We start from the raw sequence: 25,783 nt of genomic DNA, 5'->3' as shown, positions 1-25,783 counted from the left end.
GGAGATAAAGGAGATGCTGGCGTAGTGGGCGTTCAGGGCATGCCGGGTACTTCTGGTACACCGGGCACACCGGGTTCGGGCACGCCTGGGGCACCGGGCGAAGGTATTACGGTTGTACATAATGATTCGGGAGTTTGGGTATACGACCCTACGACGAATAACTGGACGAATATCCTAGGTCCCAAAGGAGATAAGGGAGATAAAGGAGATGCTGGCGTAGTGGGCGTTCAGGGCATGCCGGGTACTTCTGGTACACCGGGCACACCGGGTTCGGGCACGCCTGGGGCACCGGGCGAAGGTATTACGGTTGTACATAATGATTCGGGAGTTTGGGTATACGACCCTACGACGAATAACTGGACCAATATCTTAGGTCCCAAAGGAGATAAGGGAGATAAAGGAGATGCTGGCGTAGTGGGCGTTCAGGGCATGCCGGGTACTTCTGGTACACCGGGCACACCGGGTTCGGGCACGCCTGGTGCCCCTGGCGAAGGTATTACGGTTGTACATAATGATTCGGGAGTTTGGGTATACGACCCTACGACGAATAACTGGACCAATATCTTAGGTCCCAAAGGAGATAAGGGAGATAAAGGAGATGCTGGCGTAGTGGGCGTTCAGGGCATGCCGGGTACTTCTGGTACACCGGGTACACCGGGTTCGGGCACGCCTGGTGCCCCTGGCGAAGGTATTACTGTTGTACATAATGATTCGGGAGTTTGGGTATACGACCCTACGACGAATAACTGGACGAATATCCTAGGTCCAAAAGGAGATAAGGGAGATAAAGGGGATGCGGGTGTAGTAGGCGTTCAGGGCATGCCGGGTACTTCTGGTACACCGGGCACACCGGGTTCGGGCACGCCTGGTGCCCCTGGTGAAGGTATTACGGTTGTACATAATGATTCGGGAGTTTGGGTATACGACCCTACGACGAATAACTGGACCAATATCAACGGCCCTCAGGGTCCAGCGGGAACAAATGGTACATCAGTAACGAGTGGGGCAACTGCTCCAACGGGTACAGGAGCAAACGGCGATACCTATATCAACACGACTACAGGCGAGACGTATGTTTACGACGGTACCACTTGGGTACTTAATGGAAATATCAGCGGTCCCCAAGGAGCCCAAGGTCTACAGGGCCCAGCAGGCGCACCAGGCCCAGCAGGCGCACCAGGTCCTCAAGGTCCAGCAGGTACAAATGGAACCAACGGTACATCAGTAACGAGTGGGGCAACTGCTCCAACGGGTACAGGAGCAGACGGTGACACCTATATCAACACCACTACCGGCGAGACATATGTTTACGACGGTACCACTTGGGTACTTAACGGAAATATCCGTGGTCCTCAAGGCTCTGCAGGCGAAACAGGCCCAGTTGGGCCTGCTGGAGATCAAGGTCCTCAGGGCCCACAAGGTCCCGCTGGAACTACAGCAGCAGTAACTGCGGATAACGGATTAACTAAAACAGGAGATAACATTCAGCTTGGTGGCCCATTGGTAAAACCAACAGTTATTAATACAGGAGCGACGAATACGCTAGCCATCGCTGGATTACAACCAGGTACATCGACAGACAATTTGATAGTAGCTGGTACAGACGGAGTACTAAAATCTGTGCCATTCCCAACGACGGCTGTAGAACCTTGGAATGTTCAAAATACAACAACCGGAGCGACATCAAATAGTCAAAGTATTTATCAGACGGGTAATGTGGCAGTAGGCGATTTCAGTACCGCAGCTTCAACTAAAAAAATGGAAGTAAAAGGTGATTTTAAATCTGAAATTACTGCAGCCGGCGGAGCTACCGGAACAGAAGTGGGTTCTCCGCTTAATCCAAATGGGGCTATGCACTATTGGTTTTCGTCACCAACCAACTACAGAATAGCATCTGCAAGTGACCAAAGGGCGTTATTACAAGCTGTTTCAGGAACAACTACAAATGCAATTTCAGCTTCTGATATTCAATCAGAAATGTCATCGGTAAACGGTACTAATTCGATTTCTACAGCAAGAACACTAAATACGGGTGAATTTCGTTTGGAGAGTTATAATGTTGCAGATAATTTTGGTTCTACAGTTTCATTACAGAACGATGGTCTTCGCTTAAGACATACCAATACTAACGGTGCAGCCGATCCCTTCCCGCTTAACAACAGTTCGGAGATTTTCGTTCAAAAAGCAAACGGAGTACGTTTTAATTTCAGAGATGCGGCGGCTGTACAAACGGGCGAGTATTGGTTCCCAACAAATACGGGAACTGCAGGACAGGTGATGACGCAGACTGCATCAGGAAAAATCGTGTGGGCAAATCCTTCTGGATTGCTAACAGAAGTAGATGGTGTGATTGGCAATGAGGTAGCTGATGCCACAGCAAATGGGGGGCTAACACGTGCTGGTGCCGGAACTACGGCTAGTCCGTACACCTTAGGCTTAACTCCAGGAACAGCTACAGGTAACGTAATGACCTGGAATGGTACGGCTTGGAATCCGGCGGCTCCCGTCAATATTTACAATGCCAATGGTACATTAACGAGCAACAGGGTAGTAACCATGGGTGGAAGAAGTCTAACCTTCGCTGCACCAGAAAGAGAAATTTATTTTGATCCTAATGGTCGTATTGGAGTTGAAGCAAACGGCACTAACGATGCAGATATCTATGTTACTTCGGGCTCTGGTGCTACTTATAATCGTTTTGATATTCAGTCTTTTCCTAGTGGTTCTCTCAATTTAACAGCAACCGGTGCTGGAGCGGAACAAGTTAGGTTAGGTAGTAGTTTTACTGCAAATCCAGTACCGTTATTATTTTCAACAAGTGGGGGTGGAAATACAGCTGGTGAAGAAAGAATGCGTGTTACAGGTACAGGTAATGTTGGGATAAATACCATTGAACCCACTGAAAAATTAGACAACGACGGAATTACGAGATTAAGAAACCTTCCATTAAACGGTGCAACAAATGCCATTAATACTACAGTTGATGGAGATCCGTCTGCAAGTCAGGATCAAACTTTTACAGCAACCAGAACGGTGGTGGCAGATGCTAATGGCGTATTAGGGACTGTGGCAGGTTTACCTGCAACTCCTGTTAATATCTATAATGCAAATGGTACACTTACAGGCGCAAGAACTGTAACTACAGCAAACAACAATTTGACTTTTGCCGGAACAGGTAGTAGTGTATTGATCGCTACCAATGCAACCGAAGGAAGGGTTACAGCTACAGGAACTAGTAGAGGATCTATCACAGTTACTGGTGGAAATTCGATTTTAGATGTCTTTGCTGATAATAACCTTAAAGGTCAGATTGCAGCAAGAGGTACAGGAACTACTGGCTTAGATATACGAACAGAAGGAGCTACGCCTTTATCTTTCTTAACCGATAATACTTCAAGAATGCGTATAACACCAACTGGAGAAGTAGCTATCAATGCAACATCCGCGCCATCGTTTGTAGTGGGAGGTACGACCATTCAACCTAAATTACACGTAAATGGTGATATCTCAACTACAGGTAAACTTTGGACAACCAACAGTGTGTATGCCGATTATGTATTTGAAAAATACTTTAAAGGGCATTCCGATTTAAATAAGGACTATAAGTTTAATTCATTGGAGGAAGTCAGCGAGTTTATCAAAAAAAATCACCATTTACCAGGAGTAACCAAAATAAACGATTTGGCTAAATCAGAAAATGGATATACGTTCGATATGACGGCACTTTCTATTCAACAACTTGAAAAAATCGAAGAATTATTCTTACATACTATTGAGCAACAGTCACAGTTAAAAACTCAATATGAAGTGAATGAAAAACAACAGGAGATTATTCTTCAACAACAAAACGAGTTGCAGCAATTAAAAGAAAGAATGCAAAAATTAGAACAGTTATTGAACAGCAAGCAATAATAGGAAAAGCAATCTTAATGAGAACCCTTGCTTCTTTGAAGGGAGGGTTCTTATAAAATGAAGACTATGAAAACATTTTACGTATTAATATTATCAACTTTCCTAGCTTGTATTTCTGTATCTAAACTACATGCGCAAGCTCCTGGAGGTGTTTCGGCTCCTGATTTCTGGGTAAAATCAGACGATGCAGGAACCATAGCTACGGCTTGGAAAGACCATTCTGCAAACGCCAACAACATACCGGCAGTAGGTATATGGACACTTTCTCCGGCTGACAGAGCGCACAATTTCCATCCTTACACTACAAATTATACGGGGACTAAATATTTTTACAATAACGCTTCAGTATTAAATCCAACCAATGGATTATTGAGTGATGTCTCCCATTCTATCTTTTCGGCAGTAAGACCTATTATGGCAGGACAAGGGCGTATCGTCGGGATTGATGACACTCCGGGCTATGCATCCGAACCGGCATTTTCTATTGAAAATGGAATATTAAGGTTTTATAAATTTAGCGGAGGAGCTAGTTTTGAATATTTTACAGAGGAACCGTTCAAAATTGGTGCTATAAATGTAGTTTCAGGGATAGGTAACAACCCTGTAACTAGTGGAGGAACTTCAACGTCATCCGGTGGAGAGAGGGTTCTGGGTATGAATGGTATATATAAAACATATCCATATACAGGAACTAACAGGTTTCATTTTAATGGCCAGCATTTAAGAATAGGTGAAGGAGACTGGAGTGCTTCTGGAGCTTTTCCAGGAGACATCATGGAGGTTATTTGGTACAAACGTGCCTTATCAGCTAATGAGCAATCGAGAGTAAATTCTTATTTAGCTATAAAAAATGGTACCACACTTGCAGAAAATTACCTTGCCGCAAACAGTAATATTGTATGGGACAGAACCATTAACAATGGTTACAACAACAACATCTTCGGTATTGCAAGAGATGATGCATCAGCATTGCACCAAAAGCAAGCAGCCAGTACATCTGAAAATCAGAAGTTAGTTCTTGGCCATGGTAGCTCTTTATTTAATACCAATGCAGACAATACAAATAGCTTGGTAGATGGGCAATTTTTAGTTGTAGGCGATAATGGCTTAAAGCAAAGCCTCACAACACCTTTGGTTTTCACAGGGGGCGCTAACGGACCAACCAATTTCCGTTTCGAATCGATCTGGAAAGTACAGAATACCGGCAGTGTAGGCACGGTAACTGTTGCCTGGCCAAAAGGAGTAAATAACCTGTATTTGGTGCAATCTACGGATGCTGTTTTTGATGCAACAGATAATTTTACTTCAATGGTTACAGAGGTAACCGTGAATGGGGTGGTTTACAACACCGCAAATGTTGTGCTGTCAAATGGAGAATTCTTTACCTTTGCAGGTTTTGGAAATTCTCCGGGAGGTGTAACTAACGGATTGTCTTACTGGTACAGAGCTGATAAAAACGCAGTGAATACAGGTGCCGCAACCGATGTAACCGGATGGACAGATGTATGGTCTGGAACCACGGTAGCGCAGCTAGGAACGAACGCCTTACCTAAATACGTATTGGGTGCAGTTAATTATTTCAACTTTAACGCAGGAATTAACTTTACGGCTGGAACACAAACTTTAGGAAACAATACGGTACGTACATTAACGAGTTTAGACTATGATGTATTTACATTCACTAAAGAAGGTTTGGTAAGTGGCGGTTCATTTGGTAGATTATTTAGTGTTGGTATGGATAATACAACTACTGGTATTTCAAATTGGGATGCTTTCGGTATCTGGCCGGCTACAACTGATTTAGAAAGAAGAGTTTATGGGGGCGCGACGCAATACCCAAATGTAGCTCCTGCTTTTAGTGCAACTATACCCAGCATCATGTATTTTAAAAATACAAACATAAATACAAGAAAAGGACTTAATGGCGCTGTTTTACAAACTCCAACAACTTATAATGCAGTGGGTAATCAATTCGGCGGTCATATATTTGGAAATACTGAGTTTTCTAGCAACGCTAGCGATAATCCCGGATTCATAGGACATATTGGAGAAACCGTAGTTTATGGTGCAGGTACGTTGTCAGATACAGAACGCAGAAGGGTAGACTCTTATCTTGCGATTAAATATGGTATTACTTTAGGACGGGTAGATACAGACCATTACCTGGATGCCGATGCAGCTATGGTATGGAACGGTGCCACCAACACCGCTTACAACAATAATATTTTTGGTGTGGCAAGGGAAGATATTGGGCTTTTTGAGCAAATGGTATCCAAAAGTGTGAATGCTGGAACCATTCTTACGGTGGCAACTACCAATGATTTTGTGAATCCAAATGACAATGCGGCACGTACAAGATTTAGCAACGATAAAACCTATTTCTTATTGGGAGATAACAATGTAACGAGCCCAAATCTTACCAGCGTTACTGTGGCAGGAAATACTTGGAAGAGAATTCAGCGAGTATGGCTGTCTCAGCGTAAAAATACGCCGAACGCGCTGTATTTCGAAGCAGATTTGTCTACTTTTGGTAGTAGTTTTGCTGCATCGAATACGGTTTATATGTTGGTTGCGGACGATGCGGCATTTACCACCAACGTAAAAAGTGTTGCAGGAACCTATACCAATGGTAAATGGGTATTTAGCAATAATTTCGATACAGATAATATACAGCGGTACATTACTTTCGCAACCGTGCTCCCAAGCTACTGTGTTACCGGCGACTGTAATCCAAATACTTTCTTAAACACCTCAGATCCAAACACCATTGAGTACGACAATATGGTAAGTATGTTCCATAGCACCATGATGCGCGACGGATCTACCGGCGAACTGATGGTATGGGGTGAAAGAATGGCAAACGATGGTACAGCTAACGTGTTAACGCCTAGAGTTGTCAACAGTACCAACTATCCGGCACTTACGGGAAATATCCTCAAATTTACCGGCGGAAGCACTAATCAAGCTACTGCTCAAAGTGTTGTTTTAACTACAAACGGGCTGTTTGCTTGGGGACTAGAGGGAACTTTGATTTCAGGGGACATTACAAGCAGTAATACCTTTCAAAAAATAAGTGTAGGAACTTTCGGCATTAATGGCGGCGTGGTAAAGGCAGACGGTTTACCAGACGGGGTCGCTCCGGCAGATGTTAAAATGTTGTTTGGTAGTTTCCATACATTGGCATTGGTAACCTGTTCTGGTGAAGTGTGGATGTTGGGTCAGGAGGCAAATACATACGGTGATGGCGCTGCAAGCTCTACTACAAACCATGCATTATGGCATCGGGTGCGTATTAATGCGACTACCACATTAGATAATATAGTCGCCGTACGTGGAACGGGTACACAGGCATTTATAGCGTTAGCGGCATCGGGAGAGGTATATACCTGGGGAACAAACACAAGACTAGGTGATGGTACTGGGGCGGTAGCAAACAGACCATTTGCCACACAAATGACTCTGCCGGTAGGTGTAACCCCAAAAATGATAGGGGCGAGTGGAGCTACTTATTATATATTAGGAACTAATGGCAGTGTGTATAGTATGGGAGTTAATTTAACTAATCAGTTGGGTAACTTTAACACCACCGACAGTAACAGCTGGGTACAGGTACAGAAATCGGCAACGGAAGAGGATTACCTTACAAATGTGGTATGGATCAGCGCAAATGAACATGACTTTTTGAGTACTGTGCATACTCGTGGTATTAATGTACTGACAGCAAACGGTAGACTTTGGGCTTGGGGATCGAATAACAGTCTTATGCTTGGAGTGTCATCGGGCGGTAATCCAATTAATCCAACGGAGATGCCCGGCAGTATTCCTGCTGCTAATCCCTACGATATCGGAAAACTGAATTGGACTGACAATGTGATTGCGGTAGAAACCGGAGGGCACACCTCTATGACGGTTAAAGATAACACCAAAAGATACGGTTATGTGGGGCACAGGATTAACGGAAGTATGGGTGATGGGGTTAGCGCAAGTGCTACAGAGAATCAATATAACTTTGCAGCTACCCCAGAAATATACCTTTGTGGGGCACTAGTGGTAACAGAAATTTGTACTAATCCAGGTGTATTTGACGCTCCAGGTTTACCAAGCACTACAGGAATTTCTAACCTAGCAGGTTTTACCGGTGGTACAACAGGATGGCCTGCGAATGTGCCTAATGGACATATCGTGATCGAATCGAAGAATAAAGGTTTTGTAATCACGAGGGTAAGTTCATCAGCAGCAATACTCAATCCGGTAGAAGGTATGTTGATCTACGATATTGCAGCAGCCTGCGTGAAGCTTTATAATGGTACAGTTTGGAATTGTTTGGCAAAGGATTGTATTCCTGCAACTAATTAAAATGAACAGCATGAAAAAATATTTCATATTATCAGTTTTAAGTTTGGCGTTGTGCAGTATTGCGCTATCGCAAACTGCTATCGAAAAGAAAACAACCGATGTGTCTTCGATTTTGGACTTTGCTTCAGGTACAACCAAAGGCATTATCCTGCCTGCGGTAGAAACATTACCTGCTACGCCTGCCAATGGTACTTTCTTATTTGATAAGGTAGCCAAAATTGTAAAAATGTACCAAAATGGAGCTTGGGTTGATCTTTCTGGTGTCGGAGAGACAGCAGGGACCGTACCTCTTGCGCCGTACAGCGGCACTGTGGATAACGGCAAGCAAACCGTAATGGGAGCTAGATCTACCACGGCAGATGGGGTGCTTGTGTTAGAGTCGCCGGACAAAGCGTTGGTTTTACCCAAAATTTCTAATCCACACCTAAACGTAAAAAGCCCATATCCCGGCATGATGTGCTACGATACCGATAGAAAGGCATTGGCCGTATTCGATGGAAAAGTTTGGAACTATTGGAAGTAGCGGCAATAATATTTAAGATGATGAAAAAATACGTAGTTATATTAATCAACATGTTGTGCTGTGGACTGCTTTTTGGACAGAATGGGGCGGGAAGTTTCGAAAGCAGCAACGGCTATGAGCTTGTAAGTCCTGGAAACTATAAGTTCATCTATGCGGAGAGCCTCTGTCTGGGGCCTACAGCCGACTGGCAGATCGACGGTGAGGTGCACGTATACAGTCGCAATGTCTGGATAGCTCCCACAGCAAAGATTACCGGTATAGGTACACTTTATATCCATAGCCCTGGTGATAATCCTTTTTATGAAGATTGGACCGCTGCAGCGACAAAGATAGACGGCAATAACGGGGTTTTTATCGATGTCAATATCGTACTGGACAATCCTAAAGGAATGATATTGTCTGATTTACAACAGACGGGCTATCCCGATGGCTCGACGGGGGTGGTTGCAAAGGCCGCCGCGCTAAAAATAGGAAAATCGATCGACCTGCGCGTTGATGGAGCCAGTATCTATCTCAATGGGTCTGATCTGGAACTGTCGGCATCGGGGCAACTGTTGAACTATAACCTCCACCGTATGGTGGTAACCGGCAATATGCTTACCGGTCATATGATCAAAAACTATACCGGGGTAGGGACATTTGTATTTCCGGTGGGTATAGCCCAAGGTGATTATACCCCTGCGCAGCTGACACCAAAAACGGCGAGCTCTAAACTCTATGTCTCGGTCAACGATTACAAGGCAGTGGCTGATTTAAAACCGGATGCTGACCTGGGAATGGATCGTATCTGGAATATTTACGCTGCTGATAAAATGGATGTCAACTACACGCTGACGCACAATGCGGTGACCAACGGCAGTGCCTATGTGGATGCGGATGCACGTATCGTACAGAATGCAGATAAAGGAAATTGGATCGGCGACGTCACGGTATTGGAAAGTGCCGGTGTACACAGCCGTAAGGATATAGAGACGGTCACAGGGAATACCTTATCAGGCACCTGGTTTACGAAGAAGGCACAGATACCGCCGAAAGCGGTAGATGACCGTGCAACGATGGAGTATGGCAGCAATGTCACGATCAATGTCCTGGAAAATGATATTGTCGGATCAAGTGCCATCGATCGCGGGTCGGTACGGATCGTAGCGCAACCAAGAGACGGAACGGTAACTGTAAATGCGGATGGAAGTGTAACCTATGTGCCACGCGACGGCTTTATCGGTGAGGATGTCTTTGAATATGAGATTATGGACGAAAATGGTATGGTGTCGCAGGCTAAGGTCATGGTTACTGTTTTACCAAGAGAACTGATGATCCCGAATGTGATTACACCGAATGGTGATGATAAAAACGACAAATTCGTGATTGTAGGTAGAGAGGCGTATGACCGGATAGAGCTTATTGTGGTCAATAGATGGGGCAATGAAGTCTATCGCAATATGGATTATAAGGATGAATGGGACGGTACAGGTTTGAACGAAGGTACATATTTCCCGATCATCAAGGCATATCGAGGCAATGATATGCGTTTGTTCAAAACACATGTCCTGATCAAGCGCTACTAAAACCGAGGTTATTATTTTAGGTAATCATAGAAAAGTAACAATGATAAAGAATATAAAATATGTAAGTGTTGTGATCCTGCTGATCCTGGTGTTCAATGGCCATGCCCAGCAGAACATACAGTTTACGCAGTATATCTTCAATTCGATCTCGATCAATCCGGCTTATACGGGCTACAAGGAAGAGTGGTTTGGACAAATGGGGCTGCGGAGCCAGTGGTCCGGTTGGGATGGGGCGCCAAAAACCGGCTCCTTGTCTATTGATGGGGTACTGGATCCTGTAGAGCGTAGGCATGGTGTGGGGCTGCAGGTCACTGCCGATAAACTTGGAGCACAGGGAGCAACAAGTGTGTTTGCCAACTATGCGCTGCGCCTGCAATTGGATAATGCGGATGAGCATCGTCTGGCTTTAGGTGTTGCCGGTGGGGTGACCCAATACAGTCTTGATGGAAATAAACTTTCTCCCGTGGAGAGAAACGATGGGGCTATACCAGATCATATGATCACGACCTGGAAACCTGATATACGTCTGGGAGTTTATTACAGTAACCCGAAGTGGTATGCCGGGGTATCTGTGCAGGATCTTTTTTCCAACGCGAGCAGCAACGAGGAGTTCCAATTCAACCAGAACTCGCTGGAAAGTCTGTACCGTAAGGTGCACGGCTACTTTATCGCAGGGGCGCTCTTTGAGCTGGACCCGGGACTGTTGCTCCGTCCGAGTGTTCTGGTGAAGGATGACTTTAAAGGGCCGACCTCCTTGGATGTGAACGCGATGTTCATCTTTAACGATAAGTTCTGGATAGGTGGCGGCTATCGGACGCGGGCGCGTATTTTTGACCGGGATTATAATAATATATCGGTCAATAAGCTGAGCTCGTTGAATTCACTGAGCGGGATCGCGCAGTTTTATGTGAGCCCGAAATTGAGGATCGGTTACTCTTATGATCATATGTTGAATAGAATGAGCGGGCTGCAAAACGGTAGTCATGAGATCACGCTGGGGATAACATTTGGACGTAGGTACCAGCAGATATTAAGTCCAAGATATTTTTAACCAATAGAATTTATGCGCTCCGAGCGTGGAGGAAGTATATATGAGAACACAGACATATTTGAAACATACTTTATGGACGCTGTCCATTTCCCTTGCTGTTACAACGGCCTGGGGACAGGAACAACCCAGTAGACGTAGCCGCGCCGATCAGTTTTATAAAGAAATGCAGTATGCCAGAGCTGCAGCAGCTTATGAAAAGCTGGTAGATGTTAAAAAGCCGGGAGTAGAGACGATGGAACGTCTGGCACACAGTTATTATTACATCAAGCAATATGACCTGGCAGAAAACTGGTACGCCCGGGTGGTGGAGCAAAAAGGAGCTTCTCCGGAATCGCGGTTGAACTATGCCGATGTATTGAAGCAGCAGGGGAAATATGCCGAAGCAAAGGGGCAGTACGAGCTTTATGCTGCGAAGCAGAAAAAGAGTGAGGCTGTCCGGGCTGCAATCCGTGGTGCAGATTCTGCGCAGGTGTGGATGCGCAATCCTACAAAGCACCAGCTCAAGAACGAGCAAGCGGTAAATACAGCTCTGGCGGAGTTTGGCGTTATGGCCATGTCCAACGGGGTGATGTATGCGGCAGAGCCTAGTAGTCTGTTAAATGCCAAAAGCGGAATGACAGGGCAGGCTTTCCTGAAAGTGTACACTGCCGAACGTCAACCGGATGGTACACTGCGGCAGCCCAATGTGCTAGCGGCCCCTATCAATGCGGCAGCCTACCATGTCGGGCCTGTTGCCAGCAATGCCGCCGGGGATGTGCTCTACGTGACGCGTACTTTTCCCGGAAAGGATGGAGAGCGTTTCCGTGCCGCTGGGCAAAAATGGAATAAGCACAACCTGGAACTGAAAATATATAAAAAGAACGGGGAAACCTGGACCGAAGAGGATTTTCCCTACAATAACGTAAAAACCTATTCACTAGGACATGCTTTTCTGAGTGCAGACGAAAGTGTACTTTATTATGCCTCGGATATGCCAGGGGGCAACGGAGGCGTAGATATCTGGTACAGTAAACTTCAGTCTGATGGGAGCTGGGGAAAGCCTCAGAATGCTGGTGATAAGATCAATACGTTGGGGGATGAGCTGTTCCCTACGGTTGTTGGAAACGATCTTTATTTTTCGAGTACAGGCCATGTGGGTATGGGCGGTCTGGATATATTCAAAGCTAAAGGCAGCGAAAGTACTTTTGATAAGGTGGTTAATTTGGGGTACCCCCTCAACTCCGCCGCTGATGATTTTGCATACGTAGAGTACGGTACGGCGGCGGATGTGAAGGTGGGCTACCTATCGTCCAACCGCAAAGGGGGTGTCGGTTCAGACGATATCTACTCGTTTGTATTTCAAAAGCCAAAGATCAAAATAGTTCTCGAAGGAGTGACCCGCGATCGTAATACCGGTGAATTGCTACCTGCATCCACGGTTACATTATTCGGTATGAAAGACGCTATTGTCTCAAAGGGAACGACAGACAACAACGCGTTTATCAGTTTTGACATAACGCCTAATACAGATTTCCGATTGTTGGGCGAGAAGAAGGGCTACCATGCGGATTCTGTCTTGGTTGCAGGTATAAACCCAAGCAAAGATACGGTCATCCGGTATACGATGAACCTGAATCCGGTTCTGAAAGTAGGGGATAAGTTTATTCTGGAAAATATTCATTACGATTTTGATAAACACAATATCCGTCCCGATGCGGCCTTGATTCTGGATCGTCTGGTAGCTACAATGCGCGATAACCCAACGTTGAAAATCGAGCTGTCCAGCCATACCGACAGCCGTGGATCGGATAGCTATAATGACAAGCTTTCGCAGCGAAGGGCCCAGTCTGCAGTCGATTACTTAGTGACCAGAGGTATTGCACGGGAACGTCTGGTAGCCAAGGGCTACGGAGAGACACGTTTGCTGAATAGATGTAGTAACGGCATACCATGTTCGAGAGCAGAACATCAGGCCAATAGACGTACCGAAGTGGAAGTATTGGCGAATTAGAAATTATGAGTGGTAAATATTACGGTAGATTTTCTAAGATTGTGCGCGATAGTGCTATCGATGATATTTTGGCGGGTCGGCTACTTGTAGAAGAAGTGATGGACAAATATCGTATAAGGAGTAAGGCAACGGTGGTTAGTTGGGTACAAAGGCATAGGAAAAAATCAAAACAAAACATTTATAACCAATAAAAGTAAAGATTATGGCAAGAAATGATTTAAAAGGAAAAGTAGTTTTAATCGCAGGAGGAGCGAAAAACTTAGGAGGTTTGTTAAGTCGTGATTTTGCAGCAAAGGGTGCAAAAGTTGTTATTCACTACAACAGTAACGCGACAAAAGCCGATGCGGAAAAAACCTTGGCAGATATTACCAATACCGGTGGCGAAGCTTTTCTGTTTCAGGCAGACTTGACGGATGTAAAAAATATTACCAAACTGTTTGATGCGGCTATCGAAAAATTTGGAGGTATAGACATCGCGATCAATACTGTAGGTAAAGTGCTCAAAAAGCCTTTTGCGGATACCACAGAAGCAGAATATGACAGTATGAGTGATATCAACTCAAAAGTAGCTTATTTCTTCATCCAAGAGGCAGGTAAAAAACTGAACGATAACGGAAAAATAAATACTATTGTTACCTCATTACTGGCAGCATTCACTGGGTACTATTCTACGTATGCGGGAGCAAAGGCTCCAGTAGAACATTTTACCAGAGCGGCTTCCAAAGAATTTGGTTCAAGAGGGATTTCTGTTACAGCCGTCGCCCCTGGCCCAATGGATACCCCTTTCTTCTATGGGCAAGAAAGTGACGATGCTGTGGCTTACCATAAACAAGCTTCTGATTTGGGCGGACTCACCGATATTAAAGACATTGCGCCTTTGGTGGAGTTTTTAGTAACCGATGGCTGGTGGATTACCGGACAGACCATTTTTGCCAATGGTGGTTATACAACAAGGTAGTATCACGATTTAGTTCATATTTTTAAAAGGTAAATGACGGTGTTGTTTACCTTTTATTTTAAATTCCTATAAAAATGATATTAAAAATATTCAACACTGTTTTAATTCTTTTTGCGGTGTTTATGGGGACAAAACATGGTTGGAATATGCTAACCGCGAAACCCGAGATGTTGGAGATGTTTGGTAAGTGGAACTTGGGTAAAACAGCTGTTATGATTAACGGTGCTGTCACTTTATTAGCTTCTGTTCTAATTTTATTTCCAAGAACTTTCGTTTGGGGAAATTTCCTGATGGCTGCAGGAATACTGATGATTATTTGCATGCAATTATTGAACAAGGACTTAAAAGGTGTAGCCATTGAAGTTCCATTTTTGTTACTGAATTTGGTCATTGTCTATTTGCAACATCCTTTTAAAGCAAATTAAGATATGTAATACACCTCGAACAAGCACGCAGGCAAGAGAATAAAGAACAAACGGCGTGAACTGAGGATCGTGCATACGCGAATACCTTAGCACTAATCTAATGCGTAATGGCACGCATTGATGCAAATGAGAACCGATATTTATCAATAACTATTAACATGAAAATACAGATGCTTATTTTAGTTTGTTCGCTGTCACTAAACGCTTGCGGACAACAATCGAAAACCAATCAAAGCGTACAAACCATAAAAACAGAAAACAAAATGAAAGATCAAACAGTATTAAAACCCGTTAAAACTTTGATAGAGGCAATGGATGCAGAAGATGCCGAAGTGATCCGTGCTCAATTTGCAAAAACAGCCACACAGGCTTATGGTGCAGAAGGGATCATGAAAACGCCCGAAGAAACAGCCAAATGGTTAGAAAGTGACATCATTAACCGCCGGGGTAAAGTAGCAAAGCCGGAATACACGGTGCTTAGTGATAAAGAAGTTGTGGTCAAAGGACAATACGCAAGCCAGGGATATTCAAACAAAGCCAATTTTTTGTTCACTGTAGAAAATGGACGGATCACGAGCTGGAGAATGCGGTATTAAATAGCATCTATTTAATGATGTATTAAATAGTATTATCGAAGGGGGGCTCGTGGACCGTAATACTGGTGAATTGTTGCCTGCATCCACGGTCACATTATTCAGTATGAAAGATGCTATTATCTCAAAAGGAACTACAACAGACAATAAGTCGTTTATCAGTTTTGGTATAAAGGGGCGGACTGTACGCGTACAGAGTATCAGACCAATACACGGGAAGAAGTAGAAGTTTGGATATTTGGGCGGATGCCTCGGTATACTGCTAAAAGTATAACTTCAGTAAAGGGAATCACGATAAACAGTAATCCCCTTAATTATTTTAGTTGTTTTCAGGCGCTATAGGGAAAGTGCAGGTAAGTAACATACCTTCTGCCGAAGAAGTAACGTCGAGCTTCCCATTCATTTCCTTGACCCTGTTTTCGATATTCTGTAATCCTATTCCTTTAGTTGATGTACTTTTCATGCCTAGGCCATTGTCTTGAATACTTAAGGTTAGGAGACTATCTTCATGATAGAGTAACACTGATAGTGAGGTGGCTTTGGCATGCTTTAGTATATTGGCAAATGCTTCCTGCACAATACGGATAAGGTGACTTCTTAGTTCAAAATTAGTTTGGTTAAGGGAGCCTTGATCAATGGTCACTTCATAATGGTATTGTGATTTCGGAAAGGCTGTTCTCGCGAGATCGATTATATGTTGCTGGAATCGTTCCTCACTAATACTATTCGCTTGGTCATTTAGTGTGTGACTCCTTTCTCGTATTTCCGTGTAGACCTGTTGGGCCATCTTTTTGAGCTGTCGTACATTGTCTAAGTATTCGCTGTCCGTTGGACTGACCTGTATTTCTAATCTATTGATGATACTGGCTAATGTTCCCGAAAGACCGTCGTGTAGTTCCTGGGATAGCCTATGCTGCTCATCCCGTCGGGCTTGATCACGGGCTTCTTCCATGAGTGCAATCTGTATATTCGCTGAATCATTAAGTAAGTCAATGATTTGTTGCGATCTTTTGCTTTTTTTTTGCATAAGAAGATATATTCCCACAATGATAGCTAATGCAATGCCGGATATAAGGACTAACCAGGTGGTACGTTGCTGTTTGACTTTTTCAGATTTTTGTAGGGCTATTTGATGGTGCTCAGCCTCGGTATGAGCATAGAGTAGGGTGTCCATCTCGATCGCAATATCGGATACTGCTTTTTGATATAGTTCGATGGATTCGTGCAATAAGTTATAGGATTCTTTGAAATTGCTTCGTAAGGCCTGTACGTCTCCTTTATAGGCAAGGATATGCGCTTTTTGCATATTGTTGGAGGCTGGATATTTTTCCATCTCCTTGATGTAAAAGCTTAAGCTGTCTGCATTGTGAGTCTGTAGAAAGTAGTGCAGCCGCCATTTTAGAAGGTTAACATCTACATAGGTGGTATTTATGTCACTATATTTGGTTTTGAGCTTTTCTAGTTTTTGCAGAAGAACGCCCATTTGCTTGTTGTCTTTGGTCTCTAGCGCGATTGCAAAAGGTATGCTTGTAAGAAATAAGTCGGTGTTTAGTAAAATTTCTTTGGAACTATCTTTTCGACGTTTTATCACTTCTCCGATTCGATTGGCCAATTGAGCTGTCTTCTCGGCTTTGAATTTATTATTGGTTTTGATATAGGCAGTCACAGCTGGGTATAGGATGTAAATGGAGTTCATACCCTGGCTCACTTTTACTTTGTTATTTCTCAGTAGTGAAGGAAGCTGTTGCATATATTTTTCTTCTTTCTCATAAGAATTGATGATTTTGTCATTTAAGCCTTGACCTATATAGATATCAAATTTTTGAAGCATCTCGATTAGAGGATGTTCATCGCCATCTTCTTTTGCTTGCTCACTCATCTTCTCTGCATAATAGATAGAGGCTCCTTGTTTCCCGAATATGCGGGCGTTGTTCAGAAACTTTAGATAATAGGTATAACGAGCTGATTTGAATTTATCGTCCTCCCACACGATGGATTCATATAAGCTGAGATGATTCGTTAGTTCTTTTGTCTCTAGGTAAATGCCTTTTGTAAGGAACGTGTTGGCGAGTGAATCTATCGCTTTTAGGTAGTTTTTTTTTGTAAGCTGTTTGAGATAATAGGCTTTGTCGAATTTATCAAATTCTTTCTTAACATGCGTCTTGGTGCTGTCTTGCGCAAAAGTGAATCCTGCCCCTAAGCTAGAGATAAAGTAGCCTGCAAAAACTAGGTTTATTCTTTTGAATAACATGGAATTTACAGGTTATATTAAATAAGTTTCCATTGACTGGTATACGTTAATAATTGACTGATAGAAGTACAATTGGCCTTTGACATCATGTTACGACGATGAGCTACTATGGTATGTCGACTTAAAAAGGTTTTTTCAGCAGTTTCGGCAATTGTATATCCTTCAACAAAATAGTTTAATATTTCAAGTTCGCGGGCCGTAAAACTGACTGGTTGGCTTTTTAGGTTGACTGCCTTTAGTTCTCGAAAAGTTGGACATATATATTGTTGGTCTTTTTGTATTGACAGTATACATTCCAACAAAATGTCAAGGCCGCTAGCCTTGCTAATAATGCCATCCGGATTGTGATTCTCGATATTATAGATCACAGGCCAGCTGGTAGAACTCGTGAGGAAGATGATTTTACAAAGTTTATTGAGCCTTCGGATATCTATTAGTACACTTAATCCATTTGCGTCCTTTAAGTAATAGTCTAAAAAAATAAAGAATTTTTCCCTGCTGTGTTGACCTAGAAAACGAAATAATTCGGATATCTCCTGAAAGGTGTATACCGTTTTTATCTCGGTGTACTTTTCCAATAATACAGCAAAGGACTCACCAAACAACTGGTGGTCGTCTAATACAAGGGCACACTTTTGATTCATATTTGTTATTGATAAACGGTTATTACAAAGATAAATAATTTCGGAATGCTATTGATTATCCGTAGGGTAGCTAAAGCATGTTAAAATAATAAATGGATATAGCATGTTTTTGCTATAAGGTGTGAAATGTATCACCATTTGTGGTTATACTTTCTTTTATTTGTATATGTCTATCGGAAATAAGCGATAGATATATTTTTTCGGTCAAGGTAGGGGTTGGTAGGATAAAGGGTGAATAAGGATTCTCTACAAGGCAGAAACCAATCATAATTTTGTATACTCCTAAAGTATAATTTCAAATAGGTAGATTAATGGGTATCATCCCTCCCCAAAGATGATACCCTAATCATGTTAACTTAATAAAGTAAAGTCTATCTGTCTTTTTTCGAGATCTACTTTTTTGACCTTGATTTGTACCTCGTCTCCCAACTGGTACACTTTTTTCTTCCGTTGGCCTATAATTGCGAAGTTCTTCTCATCGAGGGTATAGAAATCATCCGTTATGTCGCGTAAGCGTACCATTCCCTCACATTTGTTCTCTTGGATTTCCACATACATTCCCCATTCAGTTACACCTGACACGATTCCTGTGTATTCGACACCTACCTGATCCTGTAGGAACTCCGCCTGCTTGTACTTGATAGAAGCACGCTCCGCTTCGGCAGCTTTTTTCTCCATCTGAGAGGAATGTTCAGCCATTTTCTCGTAATGTTCTACATTGACTTTTGTCCCTCCGTCTAAATAGAATTGAAGTAACCGATGTACCATGACATCTGGATAACGACGGATAGGAGAGGTAAAGTGGGTGTAATAGTCAAATGCTAAACCATAGTGCGATGTGCCTTTTGTTGTGTAAATGGCTTTAGCCATTGAGCGTACAGCGAGCGAAGTAAGTAGGTTCTGCTCCTTACTGCCCTCAATTTTCATCATCAGCGCATTTAATGATTTGGCCGTTTCTTTGTCCGATTTTATAGCTAGGCGGTGACCAAAGCGTGCTGCAAACTGTGAAAAGCTTGTTAACGTTTCTGGGTTAGGAGTGTCGTGAAAACGGTATACAAATCCCAGTTTGTTTTTTCCTTTTCCTTGCTTTCCAATGTATTCTGCTACCTTACGGTTCGCCAGGAGCATAAAGTCTTCGATGAGCTTATGCGCATCTTTTCTTACTTTCGTATATACGCCAAGGGGTTTGCCTTTTTCATCCAGTAGGAATTTTACTTCCTCGCTTTCAAAGCTTATCGCTCCATTTTTAAATTTACGATCACGGAGGATATAGGCGAGTTCATTTAGTTTTAATATTTCTGTCGCATGGTCGCCACTTTTGTTTTCAATGATTTCTTGCGCCTCTTCGTAGCTGAATCTACGATTCGAGTGAATAATTGTCCTACCATACCATTCGTCCACTACGTTCGCTTTCTCATCCATTTCAAACACGGCGGAGAAACATAGTTTATCCTCATTGGGGCGTAGTGAACATAGGTTATTGGAGAGACGCTCCGGTAACATAGGAATTACACGATCTACCAGATATACCGATGTAGCCCGTTCAAATGCTTCTTTGTCCAATATGCTATCTGGAGTTACGTAGTACGAAACATCAGCGATGTGTACGCCTATCTCGTAGTTACCATTCTCCAAAGTCTTGAAAGAAATAGCATCGTCAAAGTCCTTCGCGTCTGCAGGATCTATCGTAAAAGTCAGCGTATCCCTGAAGTCTCTGCGCTTAGCAATCTCTTCGCGACTGATCTCTTCGGGGATAGCATTTGCTGCTTCATCCACTTCTTTGGGAAACTGTAACGGGAACCCGTAGTCTGCAAGAATTGCATTCATCTCGGTGTTATTCTCTCCTTTTGTGCCCAGTACAGATTTGACTTTACCGATTGGATTTTTTGCGTTTTTAGGCCATTCGATGATGGTGACGACTACCTTTTGACCGTTCTTGGCACCATTCAGACTATCCAAAGGGATAAAGATATCGTGCTGCATCTTCCGGTCATCGGGTAAGAAGAATGCATAGCTCTGTGAGATATCTATTGTCCCTGTAAAATCGGTCTTAGCACGTTGTAATATCTCGACTACTTCACCCTCTCTCTTACGCCCCTTTTTACGTTCGTAGACGTGTACTTTTACGATATCTCCGTGTAGCGCTTGTCGTACTTTTCGAGGGGCTACAAAGATGTCATTCTCGAATTCATCATTCGGTACGATATAAGCCGAACCATCTGCAGTCATATCTACTTTTCCGATGATGTAGACCTGTAGCTGTCTAAGCTTGAATTTGCCCCTCTCGGGTTGTGCGAACTGGCCGCTTTTTGACGAATCATTTAGGATGTCTGCGATGGCTACTTTGGAATCACTGTCCGTGATGTTGAGCTTTGCCGCAACTTGTTTATAGTTTAGAAGTGGGTTACCTGATTTCTCAAAGACATCAACAATAAGCTGTGTCAGCACTTCTTTGTAAGGATTTTCTTTTCTAGACTTCATCTGTTTTTTTTATTCTTCTTTTTGTCAGAACCTGTTCCGATCTATCGGGATGTAGCCTGCATTTAATCGGGTTCATCTGTATTCTTTATTTGTAGATACCTTTCCTTCTTTTCTTAGGAGCTGTAGCCCGCTTGTGGGGATGGATATAATCGTATCGTAATATAAAAGCGAATTTTGTAGCTCTCCTCATTCTATAGAGGGAATATACAAAAATGATGCTGAACTTGCCGTAGAACTGAAATATTTTTTTAATCGTTTTATTACACAGATAGCGAGTTGTCCACTACCAAAGTCGAGCGCCATCGGAGAAAAGGGGGGATTATTGGGCAAATAAAAAGCTTCAACTTAATGAATAGAGGTACGTCCAAGGAGAGAAAACGGCTGTACAGCTAGCCTGTTTTATTCCGCGTTGTTACATTGATCGCATAGACCTACTGCATTGATGGCAATGGAATGAAGCGAGAAGTTTTTTGGGATATTAATTTTAGGAACACTGACCTCGTCCAGACAGTACACGCTATTACATACCGAACAGATAAAATGTATATGTTGGTCATGGTGGTGATGGGCACTACATTTGGTTGAGCAGATGGCATAGGTTGCCGTCCCGTTCAGATCAAATACCTTGTGCAGAATACCCTTTTCTTCAAAGCTTCCGAGTATCCTATAGAGCGTCACTCTATCAATATCTTTGCCTACGATTTTCTCTAATTCGGGTTGAGACAAAGCCGATGTCTTTTCTGAAATAATCTCTAAAACACGCAGACGTGGTTGCGTTATTTTAAGTTTATTCTTCCTTAAAAGGTCTGAAAATTCTTCGTTGATAATTACCTCTTTTATCTGCTTGTTTTCTGTACTCATTGTTGTCAAATTAAAGTGTCATCTTGATGGACGTGCTGCTGCTCCGAAAGAGGGCAGGTGCTTCGTCTCCTCAAGATGACATTTATATAAGGCTCTCTTCTTTTTTTATTTGCCTGCTGCTTTAGCGTGGTCTGCTAAAAACTGTGCAAGGCCACTGTCTGTCAATGGATGTTTTAATAGTGCTGTAATAGCAGATAAAGGTCCTGTCATTACATCAGCACCAATCTTAGCACAGCCCAAAATATGTGCACTATGACGTACTGAAGCAGCAAGAATCTGCGTTGCGAATCCGTAGTTGTCATAGATTAATCTGATTTCTTCTATTAAGCTCAAGCCATCTACCGAAATGTCATCAAGACGTCCAATAAATGGAGATACATAAGTTGCTCCAGCTTTCGCTGCTAATAAGGCTTGTCCTGCTGAAAACACCAATGTACAGTTTGTCTTTATCCCTTTTTTACTGAAATATTTGATAGCCTTAACACCGTCTTTGATCATAGGCACCTTTACGACAATTTTGCTGTCTAGAGCCGCCAATAATTCACCTTCTTTAATCATCCCCTCATAATCTGTTGAGATTACCTCTGCGCTGACGTCACCATCTACGATTTCGCAAATTGCTTTATAGTGGTTGATAACGTTTTCATCGCCGCTGATTCCCTCTTTAGCCATTAAGCTAGGGTTGGTAGTTACGCCGTCTAATACGCCGAGATCCTGTGCTTCTTTAATCTGTGCCAAGTTGGCGGTGTCTATAAAAAATTTCATGTTTTGATTGATTGTTGTTTACAAATTATTACGAGGTTCTAAAAACTATCTCTAGTCTTAGCTGTTACAAAGGTAGTTAATTCTTTAGAGTTTTTTGAACAGACTACGTTTTCTGAAGGTCATAATGTAAGACAGAATAGGTTTCGGTCCGTCGATTTAAGTATATTGCCTATATGGATATTTTCAGGTCGCTTCATTACCCCAATTTTAGGCTACACACCATTGGACAGTCCATCTCGCTTCTCGGAACCTGGATGCAACGTATTGCTATTAGCTGGTTAGTTTATAAGCTTACTGATTCTGTTTTTTGGTTGGGGTTTGTATCTTTTGTTTCCCTTTCTCCTTCGTTACTATTTTCCCCTTTTATTGGAAGTTTTGTAGATGGCCGTTCCAAATATAAGCTTGTTGTCATCACGCAAGTACTCTTGATGATACAAGCGGCTATACTGACCTTGGCCGTATATTCCGGTTGGGTATCTGTATATTGGCTCTGTGTCCTTGGTTTCGCTCAAGGGGTCATTAATGCCTTTGATGTGGTATCCCGTCAGGCTTTATTAGTTTCTTTAGTGGATAATAAGAAGGATCTGCCCAATGCGATAGCACTCAATTCATCGGTATTTAACGCCGCCCGTATGGTAGGTCCTGCTATTGGGGGATTTCTTTTAAGCACCTATGGCGAGCTGGTCTGCTTTTTTATTAATTTTTTGAGCTTCATTCCTGTGCTCTTTACATTGTCTCAGATGAAAGTGAATGAGCTACAGGTTACAAAAACGAAACAACTCTCTAATTGGCAGGGGATGAAGGATGGATTTGATTACCTAAGACGTTCTCCACATATTGCCTCTTTGATTGTCATCATGGCCTGTTCCAGTCTTTTTGTGATTCCCTATACCTCGTTGTTGCCTGCTGTTGCCAAAGATTTGTTTAATGGGGACGAGCGTACCTTTTCTTGGTTCGAGAGTGCGGCAGGATTGGGAGCGATGATTGGTGCTATTAATATGGCTCGTTTGAAATCAGGAGAAAACCTACGGTACCGGGTCATGTTTTCTGCCTTGATTATGGGGATTTCCCTGTTGTTATTGGCTTATGCACATTATCTTCTGTCGGCCTTACTCTTTACAGTAGCAGTCTCTTTTGCGATGATGATGCAAAATTCCAGTATCAATACCTATATACAGACACATGCGATGCCTGCTTATAGAGCCCGGATTATGTCTTACTACGTTATGGCATTCCAGGGGATATTTCCAATTGGAAGTCTTATTATTGGTGCCGTTGCCGAAGGAATAGGTATTAAACACACGCTTTATGTGATGGGCGCTATAGGGGTATTAATCGCATTAGGCTTTTATACCTATTTACGTCAACACATACACCGGAGATTGTTTAAACTTCCCCTTCCTCTATCCAGAGTCCGTCGTTCTTGATGATATCAATCAGCTCGTCCAGCGCATTTGCTGAACTGACATTCTTTTTGACGACCTCTTTACCTCGATATAGTGTAATCTTGTCCGGTCCAGCGCCTACATAACCATAATCGGCATCAGCCATTTCACCTGGACCGTTTACGATACAGCCCATAATGCCTATTTTAAGTCCTTTGAGATGATTTGTTCTGCTACGGATCATCTGCGTAGTCTCCTGCAAATCAAATAGGGTACGGCCACAGCTAGGGCAGGATATGTATTCGGTTTTAGAGATTCGGGATCGAGTGGCCTGTAATATACCAAAGGAAATTGAGGATAGCTTATCGGTAGGAGTAGCGGGAGAATCAATCCATATTCCAGATCCAAGACCATCGATGAGCAATGCGCCTAGGTCTGTAGCGGCATACAATTGTAATTTGGAGATAGGCTCTTCGGGATCCATATCGTTGCCCATAGGAGCGGAGAAGTCCTCAATTGGATAGCTCCGACGTATAATGACAGGAGCATCCATTCCGATTTCTTGTAGATTAGCGAAAAACTGACGTTGATCTGCCATTCCATGGGCTAAATCAGTCTCCAATAAAAAGACAATACTTTTGTCCAGTTGCAGGTTGTCAAATTCTTCCGACTGTAGTTGTGTATTCGATATACGGACCAGGTTTAATACCGGGTCTTTTGTAGTCGCATTGTTAAACTCCGCGAGTGTAAACAACGGATGTATATTGGATCTATTTGATAGCTGTAACCAAGTGGTATAGTCATACAGTTGTTTGAGGTTGCCTGGCATATTGAATGAAGGCAGTTGATCTGCTAAGTAGACAAAGTCCACAGATTGATCCCCCATATGATATTTGTCATTGAGTAGGTCATAGCGATAACCTACTTCCGACAAGATAAAAGGGTCTTTTAAGTTTTTGTCGGAAATGTCTACAATTACACGTGGTACCAGTGACCCTCCTACAAAGGTGTTGACTTCCTGTGAATTATAGGCAGTCGTTTCTTTCGGAGTAGATAATGTTAGTATAGCATGATCTCCTTGGTTTTTTGTCAATAATTGCCTTTTAGAATAACGATTCACCAAAGCAATGGCGACAGGAGCTTCCTTCTCCGGTTCTTCAGTCAATGACACGCGTACAGTATCCCCTAATCCATCCTCTAACAATGTACCTATACCTACAGCAGATTTAATCCGACCATCTTCACCATCTCCAGCTTCTGTTACACCAAGATGTAAAGGATAGTTCATGTTTTCAGCAACCATACGCTCTACGAGCAAGCGGTAGGCCTGCACCATGACTTGTGGATTAGAAGATTTCATGGATACAACTAGATTATAATAATCCAAATCTTCACATATACGCATAAATTCCATGGCCGATTCGACCATCCCCTCTGGTGTATCGCCATAACGGCTCATGATACGGTCGGAGAGTGAGCCGTGATTGGTTCCTATACGCATGGCTGTACCATATTCTTTACAGATGCGGACCAATGGAGCGAATTTTTTATGTATTCTTTCCAATTCGGCCTGATATGCACTGTCGGTATAATCTATTTGGTCAAATTTCTTTTTGTCTGCGTAGTTACCCGGGTTTACCCTTACCTTTTCAACGATACGGGCCGCTACTTCAGCTGCATTGGGGGTAAAATGTATGTCGGCTACCAGAGGTACTTGATATCCGCGGGCACGAAGTTCCCGTTTGATGTTTGCCAGATTTTCAGCCTCTTTGATACTAGGAGCTGTAATACGGACATATTCACAACCTGCATCTACCATACGGATGGTCTGTTCGACCGATCCTATCGTATCCATAGTATCGATAGTCGTCATGCTCTGTATACGGATGGGATTATCCCCACCCATTGGAACATCACCTATTTTTACTTCTCTTGTCTTAAACCTTGAATATTCGAGTTTCGAATTACAATAACCGCCCGGTAATATCAACTTCGTTTTTGCATCCATCTTGGCTGCAAAGTT

Annotated in this window: 17 protein-coding genes; 11 read left to right on the top strand and 6 right to left on the bottom strand. The window is 43.0% G+C overall.

The annotated features are described in order from the left end of the window. The 10 genes from CLV99_RS23080 to CLV99_RS23075 all read left to right on the top strand — a co-directional run. The coding region (locus CLV99_RS23080) for a beta strand repeat-containing protein (RefSeq protein WP_162849971.1) at window positions 1-3,912 on the top strand (3,912 nt) is incomplete at its 5' end. A gap of 66 nt (window positions 3,913-3,978) precedes the next feature. Next, window positions 3,979-8,268, top strand: coding sequence for an RCC1 domain-containing protein (locus tag CLV99_RS01090; protein ID WP_133582641.1), 4,290 nt, complete (start codon window positions 3,979-3,981; stop codon window positions 8,266-8,268). A gap of 10 nt (window positions 8,269-8,278) precedes the next feature. Next, window positions 8,279-8,791, top strand: a complete 513-nt coding sequence (locus tag CLV99_RS01085) for a hypothetical protein (RefSeq protein ID WP_133582640.1) — start codon at window positions 8,279-8,281, stop codon at window positions 8,789-8,791. Window positions 8,792-8,808: 17 nt separating this feature from the next. Continuing rightward, window positions 8,809-10,356, top strand: a complete 1,548-nt coding sequence (locus CLV99_RS01080; protein WP_246032674.1) for a T9SS type B sorting domain-containing protein — start codon at window positions 8,809-8,811, stop codon at window positions 10,354-10,356. Window positions 10,357-10,396: 40 nt separating this feature from the next. Beyond that, window positions 10,397-11,407: a PorP/SprF family type IX secretion system membrane protein gene (locus tag CLV99_RS01075; RefSeq protein ID WP_133582639.1), complete on the top strand. Its 1,011-nt coding sequence runs from the start codon at window positions 10,397-10,399 to the stop codon at window positions 11,405-11,407. A gap of 40 nt (window positions 11,408-11,447) precedes the next feature. Next, window positions 11,448-13,397, top strand: a complete 1,950-nt coding sequence (locus CLV99_RS01070; RefSeq protein WP_133582638.1) for an OmpA family protein — start codon at window positions 11,448-11,450, stop codon at window positions 13,395-13,397. A 202-nt stretch (window positions 13,398-13,599) separates the two neighbouring features. Continuing rightward, complete coding sequence (locus CLV99_RS01065; protein ID WP_133582637.1) at window positions 13,600-14,355, top strand: SDR family oxidoreductase; 756 nt, start codon at window positions 13,600-13,602, stop codon at window positions 14,353-14,355. Window positions 14,356-14,429: 74 nt separating this feature from the next. Beyond that, window positions 14,430-14,780 (top strand): DoxX family protein, encoded by a 351-nt coding sequence (locus CLV99_RS01060; RefSeq protein WP_133582636.1) that lies wholly within the window; start codon window positions 14,430-14,432, stop codon window positions 14,778-14,780. Window positions 14,781-15,043: 263 nt separating this feature from the next. Continuing rightward, window positions 15,044-15,376 carry a nuclear transport factor 2 family protein gene (locus tag CLV99_RS01055; RefSeq protein ID WP_211348376.1) on the top strand — a complete coding sequence of 111 codons (333 nt, stop codon included), beginning with the start codon at window positions 15,044-15,046 and terminating at the stop codon, window positions 15,374-15,376. Between the two features lie 49 nt (window positions 15,377-15,425). Beyond that, window positions 15,426-15,599 (top strand): hypothetical protein, encoded by a 174-nt coding sequence (locus CLV99_RS23075; protein ID WP_162849970.1) that lies wholly within the window; start codon window positions 15,426-15,428, stop codon window positions 15,597-15,599. 93 nt (window positions 15,600-15,692) lie between these two features. Here the strand turns inward: CLV99_RS23075 and CLV99_RS01050 are convergent, their stop codons facing one another. From CLV99_RS01050 to fsa, 5 genes are all read right to left on the bottom strand, one after another. Continuing rightward, window positions 15,693-17,624, bottom strand: a complete 1,932-nt coding sequence (locus CLV99_RS01050; RefSeq protein ID WP_133582635.1) for a sensor histidine kinase — start codon at window positions 17,622-17,624, stop codon at window positions 15,693-15,695. 17 nt (window positions 17,625-17,641) lie between these two features. Then, complete coding sequence (locus CLV99_RS01045; RefSeq protein ID WP_133582634.1) at window positions 17,642-18,268, bottom strand: response regulator transcription factor; 627 nt, start codon at window positions 18,266-18,268, stop codon at window positions 17,642-17,644. Window positions 18,269-18,619: 351 nt separating this feature from the next. After that, the gene (gene rnr, locus CLV99_RS01040) at window positions 18,620-20,749 is read right to left on the bottom strand and encodes a ribonuclease R (RefSeq protein WP_133582633.1); all 2,130 of its coding nucleotides are present in this window, start codon (window positions 20,747-20,749) and stop codon (window positions 18,620-18,622) included. Between the two features lie 399 nt (window positions 20,750-21,148). Next, a complete protein-coding gene (locus tag CLV99_RS01035) occupies window positions 21,149-21,610 on the bottom strand; it encodes a Fur family transcriptional regulator (RefSeq protein WP_133582632.1) in 462 nt (153 codons plus the stop codon). Window positions 21,611-21,715: 105 nt separating this feature from the next. Next, a complete protein-coding gene (fsa, locus tag CLV99_RS01030) occupies window positions 21,716-22,375 on the bottom strand; it encodes a fructose-6-phosphate aldolase (RefSeq protein ID WP_133582631.1) in 660 nt (219 codons plus the stop codon). A gap of 173 nt (window positions 22,376-22,548) precedes the next feature. On the opposite strand from fsa, the gene CLV99_RS01025 reads away from it, so the two are divergent. After that, a complete protein-coding gene (locus tag CLV99_RS01025) occupies window positions 22,549-23,802 on the top strand; it encodes an MFS transporter (protein WP_133582630.1) in 1,254 nt (417 codons plus the stop codon). On the opposite strand, the gene ispG is transcribed toward CLV99_RS01025, so the two are convergent. Continuing rightward, entirely contained in the window at window positions 23,762-25,768 is a 2,007-nt protein-coding gene (gene ispG, locus CLV99_RS01020; protein ID WP_133582629.1) for a (E)-4-hydroxy-3-methylbut-2-enyl-diphosphate synthase, read from the bottom strand. The two genes, CLV99_RS01025 and ispG, sit on opposite strands and share 41 nt — an antisense overlap. Window positions 25,769-25,783: the final 15 nt, after the last annotated feature.

Origin of the sequence: Sphingobacterium yanglingense (assembly GCF_004363245.1) — a bacterium.
Classification (GTDB): Bacteria; Bacteroidota; Bacteroidia; order Sphingobacteriales; family Sphingobacteriaceae; genus Sphingobacterium; species Sphingobacterium yanglingense.
Note: the sequence above shows the minus strand (reverse complement) of the source record. Positions and strands in the feature narration are given on the sequence as shown.

Coding starts and splice junctions, on each gene's coding strand:
- CLV99_RS01080 (WP_246032674.1), top strand. CDS start 8,809: ATGATGAAAAAATACGTAGTTATATTAATCAACATGTTGTGCTGTGGA.
- ispG (WP_133582629.1), bottom strand. CDS start 25,768: ATGGATGCAAAAACGAAGTTGATATTACCGGGCGGTTATTGTAATTCG.
- CLV99_RS01085 (WP_133582640.1), top strand. CDS start 8,279: ATGAAAAAATATTTCATATTATCAGTTTTAAGTTTGGCGTTGTGCAGT.
- CLV99_RS01055 (WP_211348376.1), top strand. CDS start 15,044: ATGAAAGATCAAACAGTATTAAAACCCGTTAAAACTTTGATAGAGGCA.
- CLV99_RS01070 (WP_133582638.1), top strand. CDS start 11,448: ATGAGAACACAGACATATTTGAAACATACTTTATGGACGCTGTCCATT.
- CLV99_RS01060 (WP_133582636.1), top strand. CDS start 14,430: ATGATATTAAAAATATTCAACACTGTTTTAATTCTTTTTGCGGTGTTT.
- fsa (WP_133582631.1), bottom strand. CDS start 22,375: ATGAAATTTTTTATAGACACCGCCAACTTGGCACAGATTAAAGAAGCA.
- CLV99_RS01025 (WP_133582630.1), top strand. CDS start 22,549: ATGGATATTTTCAGGTCGCTTCATTACCCCAATTTTAGGCTACACACC.
- CLV99_RS01035 (WP_133582632.1), bottom strand. CDS start 21,610: ATGAGTACAGAAAACAAGCAGATAAAAGAGGTAATTATCAACGAAGAA.
- CLV99_RS01075 (WP_133582639.1), top strand. CDS start 10,397: ATGATAAAGAATATAAAATATGTAAGTGTTGTGATCCTGCTGATCCTG.
- rnr (WP_133582633.1), bottom strand. CDS start 20,749: ATGAAGTCTAGAAAAGAAAATCCTTACAAAGAAGTGCTGACACAGCTT.
- CLV99_RS01050 (WP_133582635.1), bottom strand. CDS start 17,624: ATGTTATTCAAAAGAATAAACCTAGTTTTTGCAGGCTACTTTATCTCT.
- CLV99_RS01045 (WP_133582634.1), bottom strand. CDS start 18,268: ATGAATCAAAAGTGTGCCCTTGTATTAGACGACCACCAGTTGTTTGGT.
- CLV99_RS01090 (WP_133582641.1), top strand. CDS start 3,979: ATGAAAACATTTTACGTATTAATATTATCAACTTTCCTAGCTTGTATT.
- CLV99_RS01065 (WP_133582637.1), top strand. CDS start 13,600: ATGGCAAGAAATGATTTAAAAGGAAAAGTAGTTTTAATCGCAGGAGGA.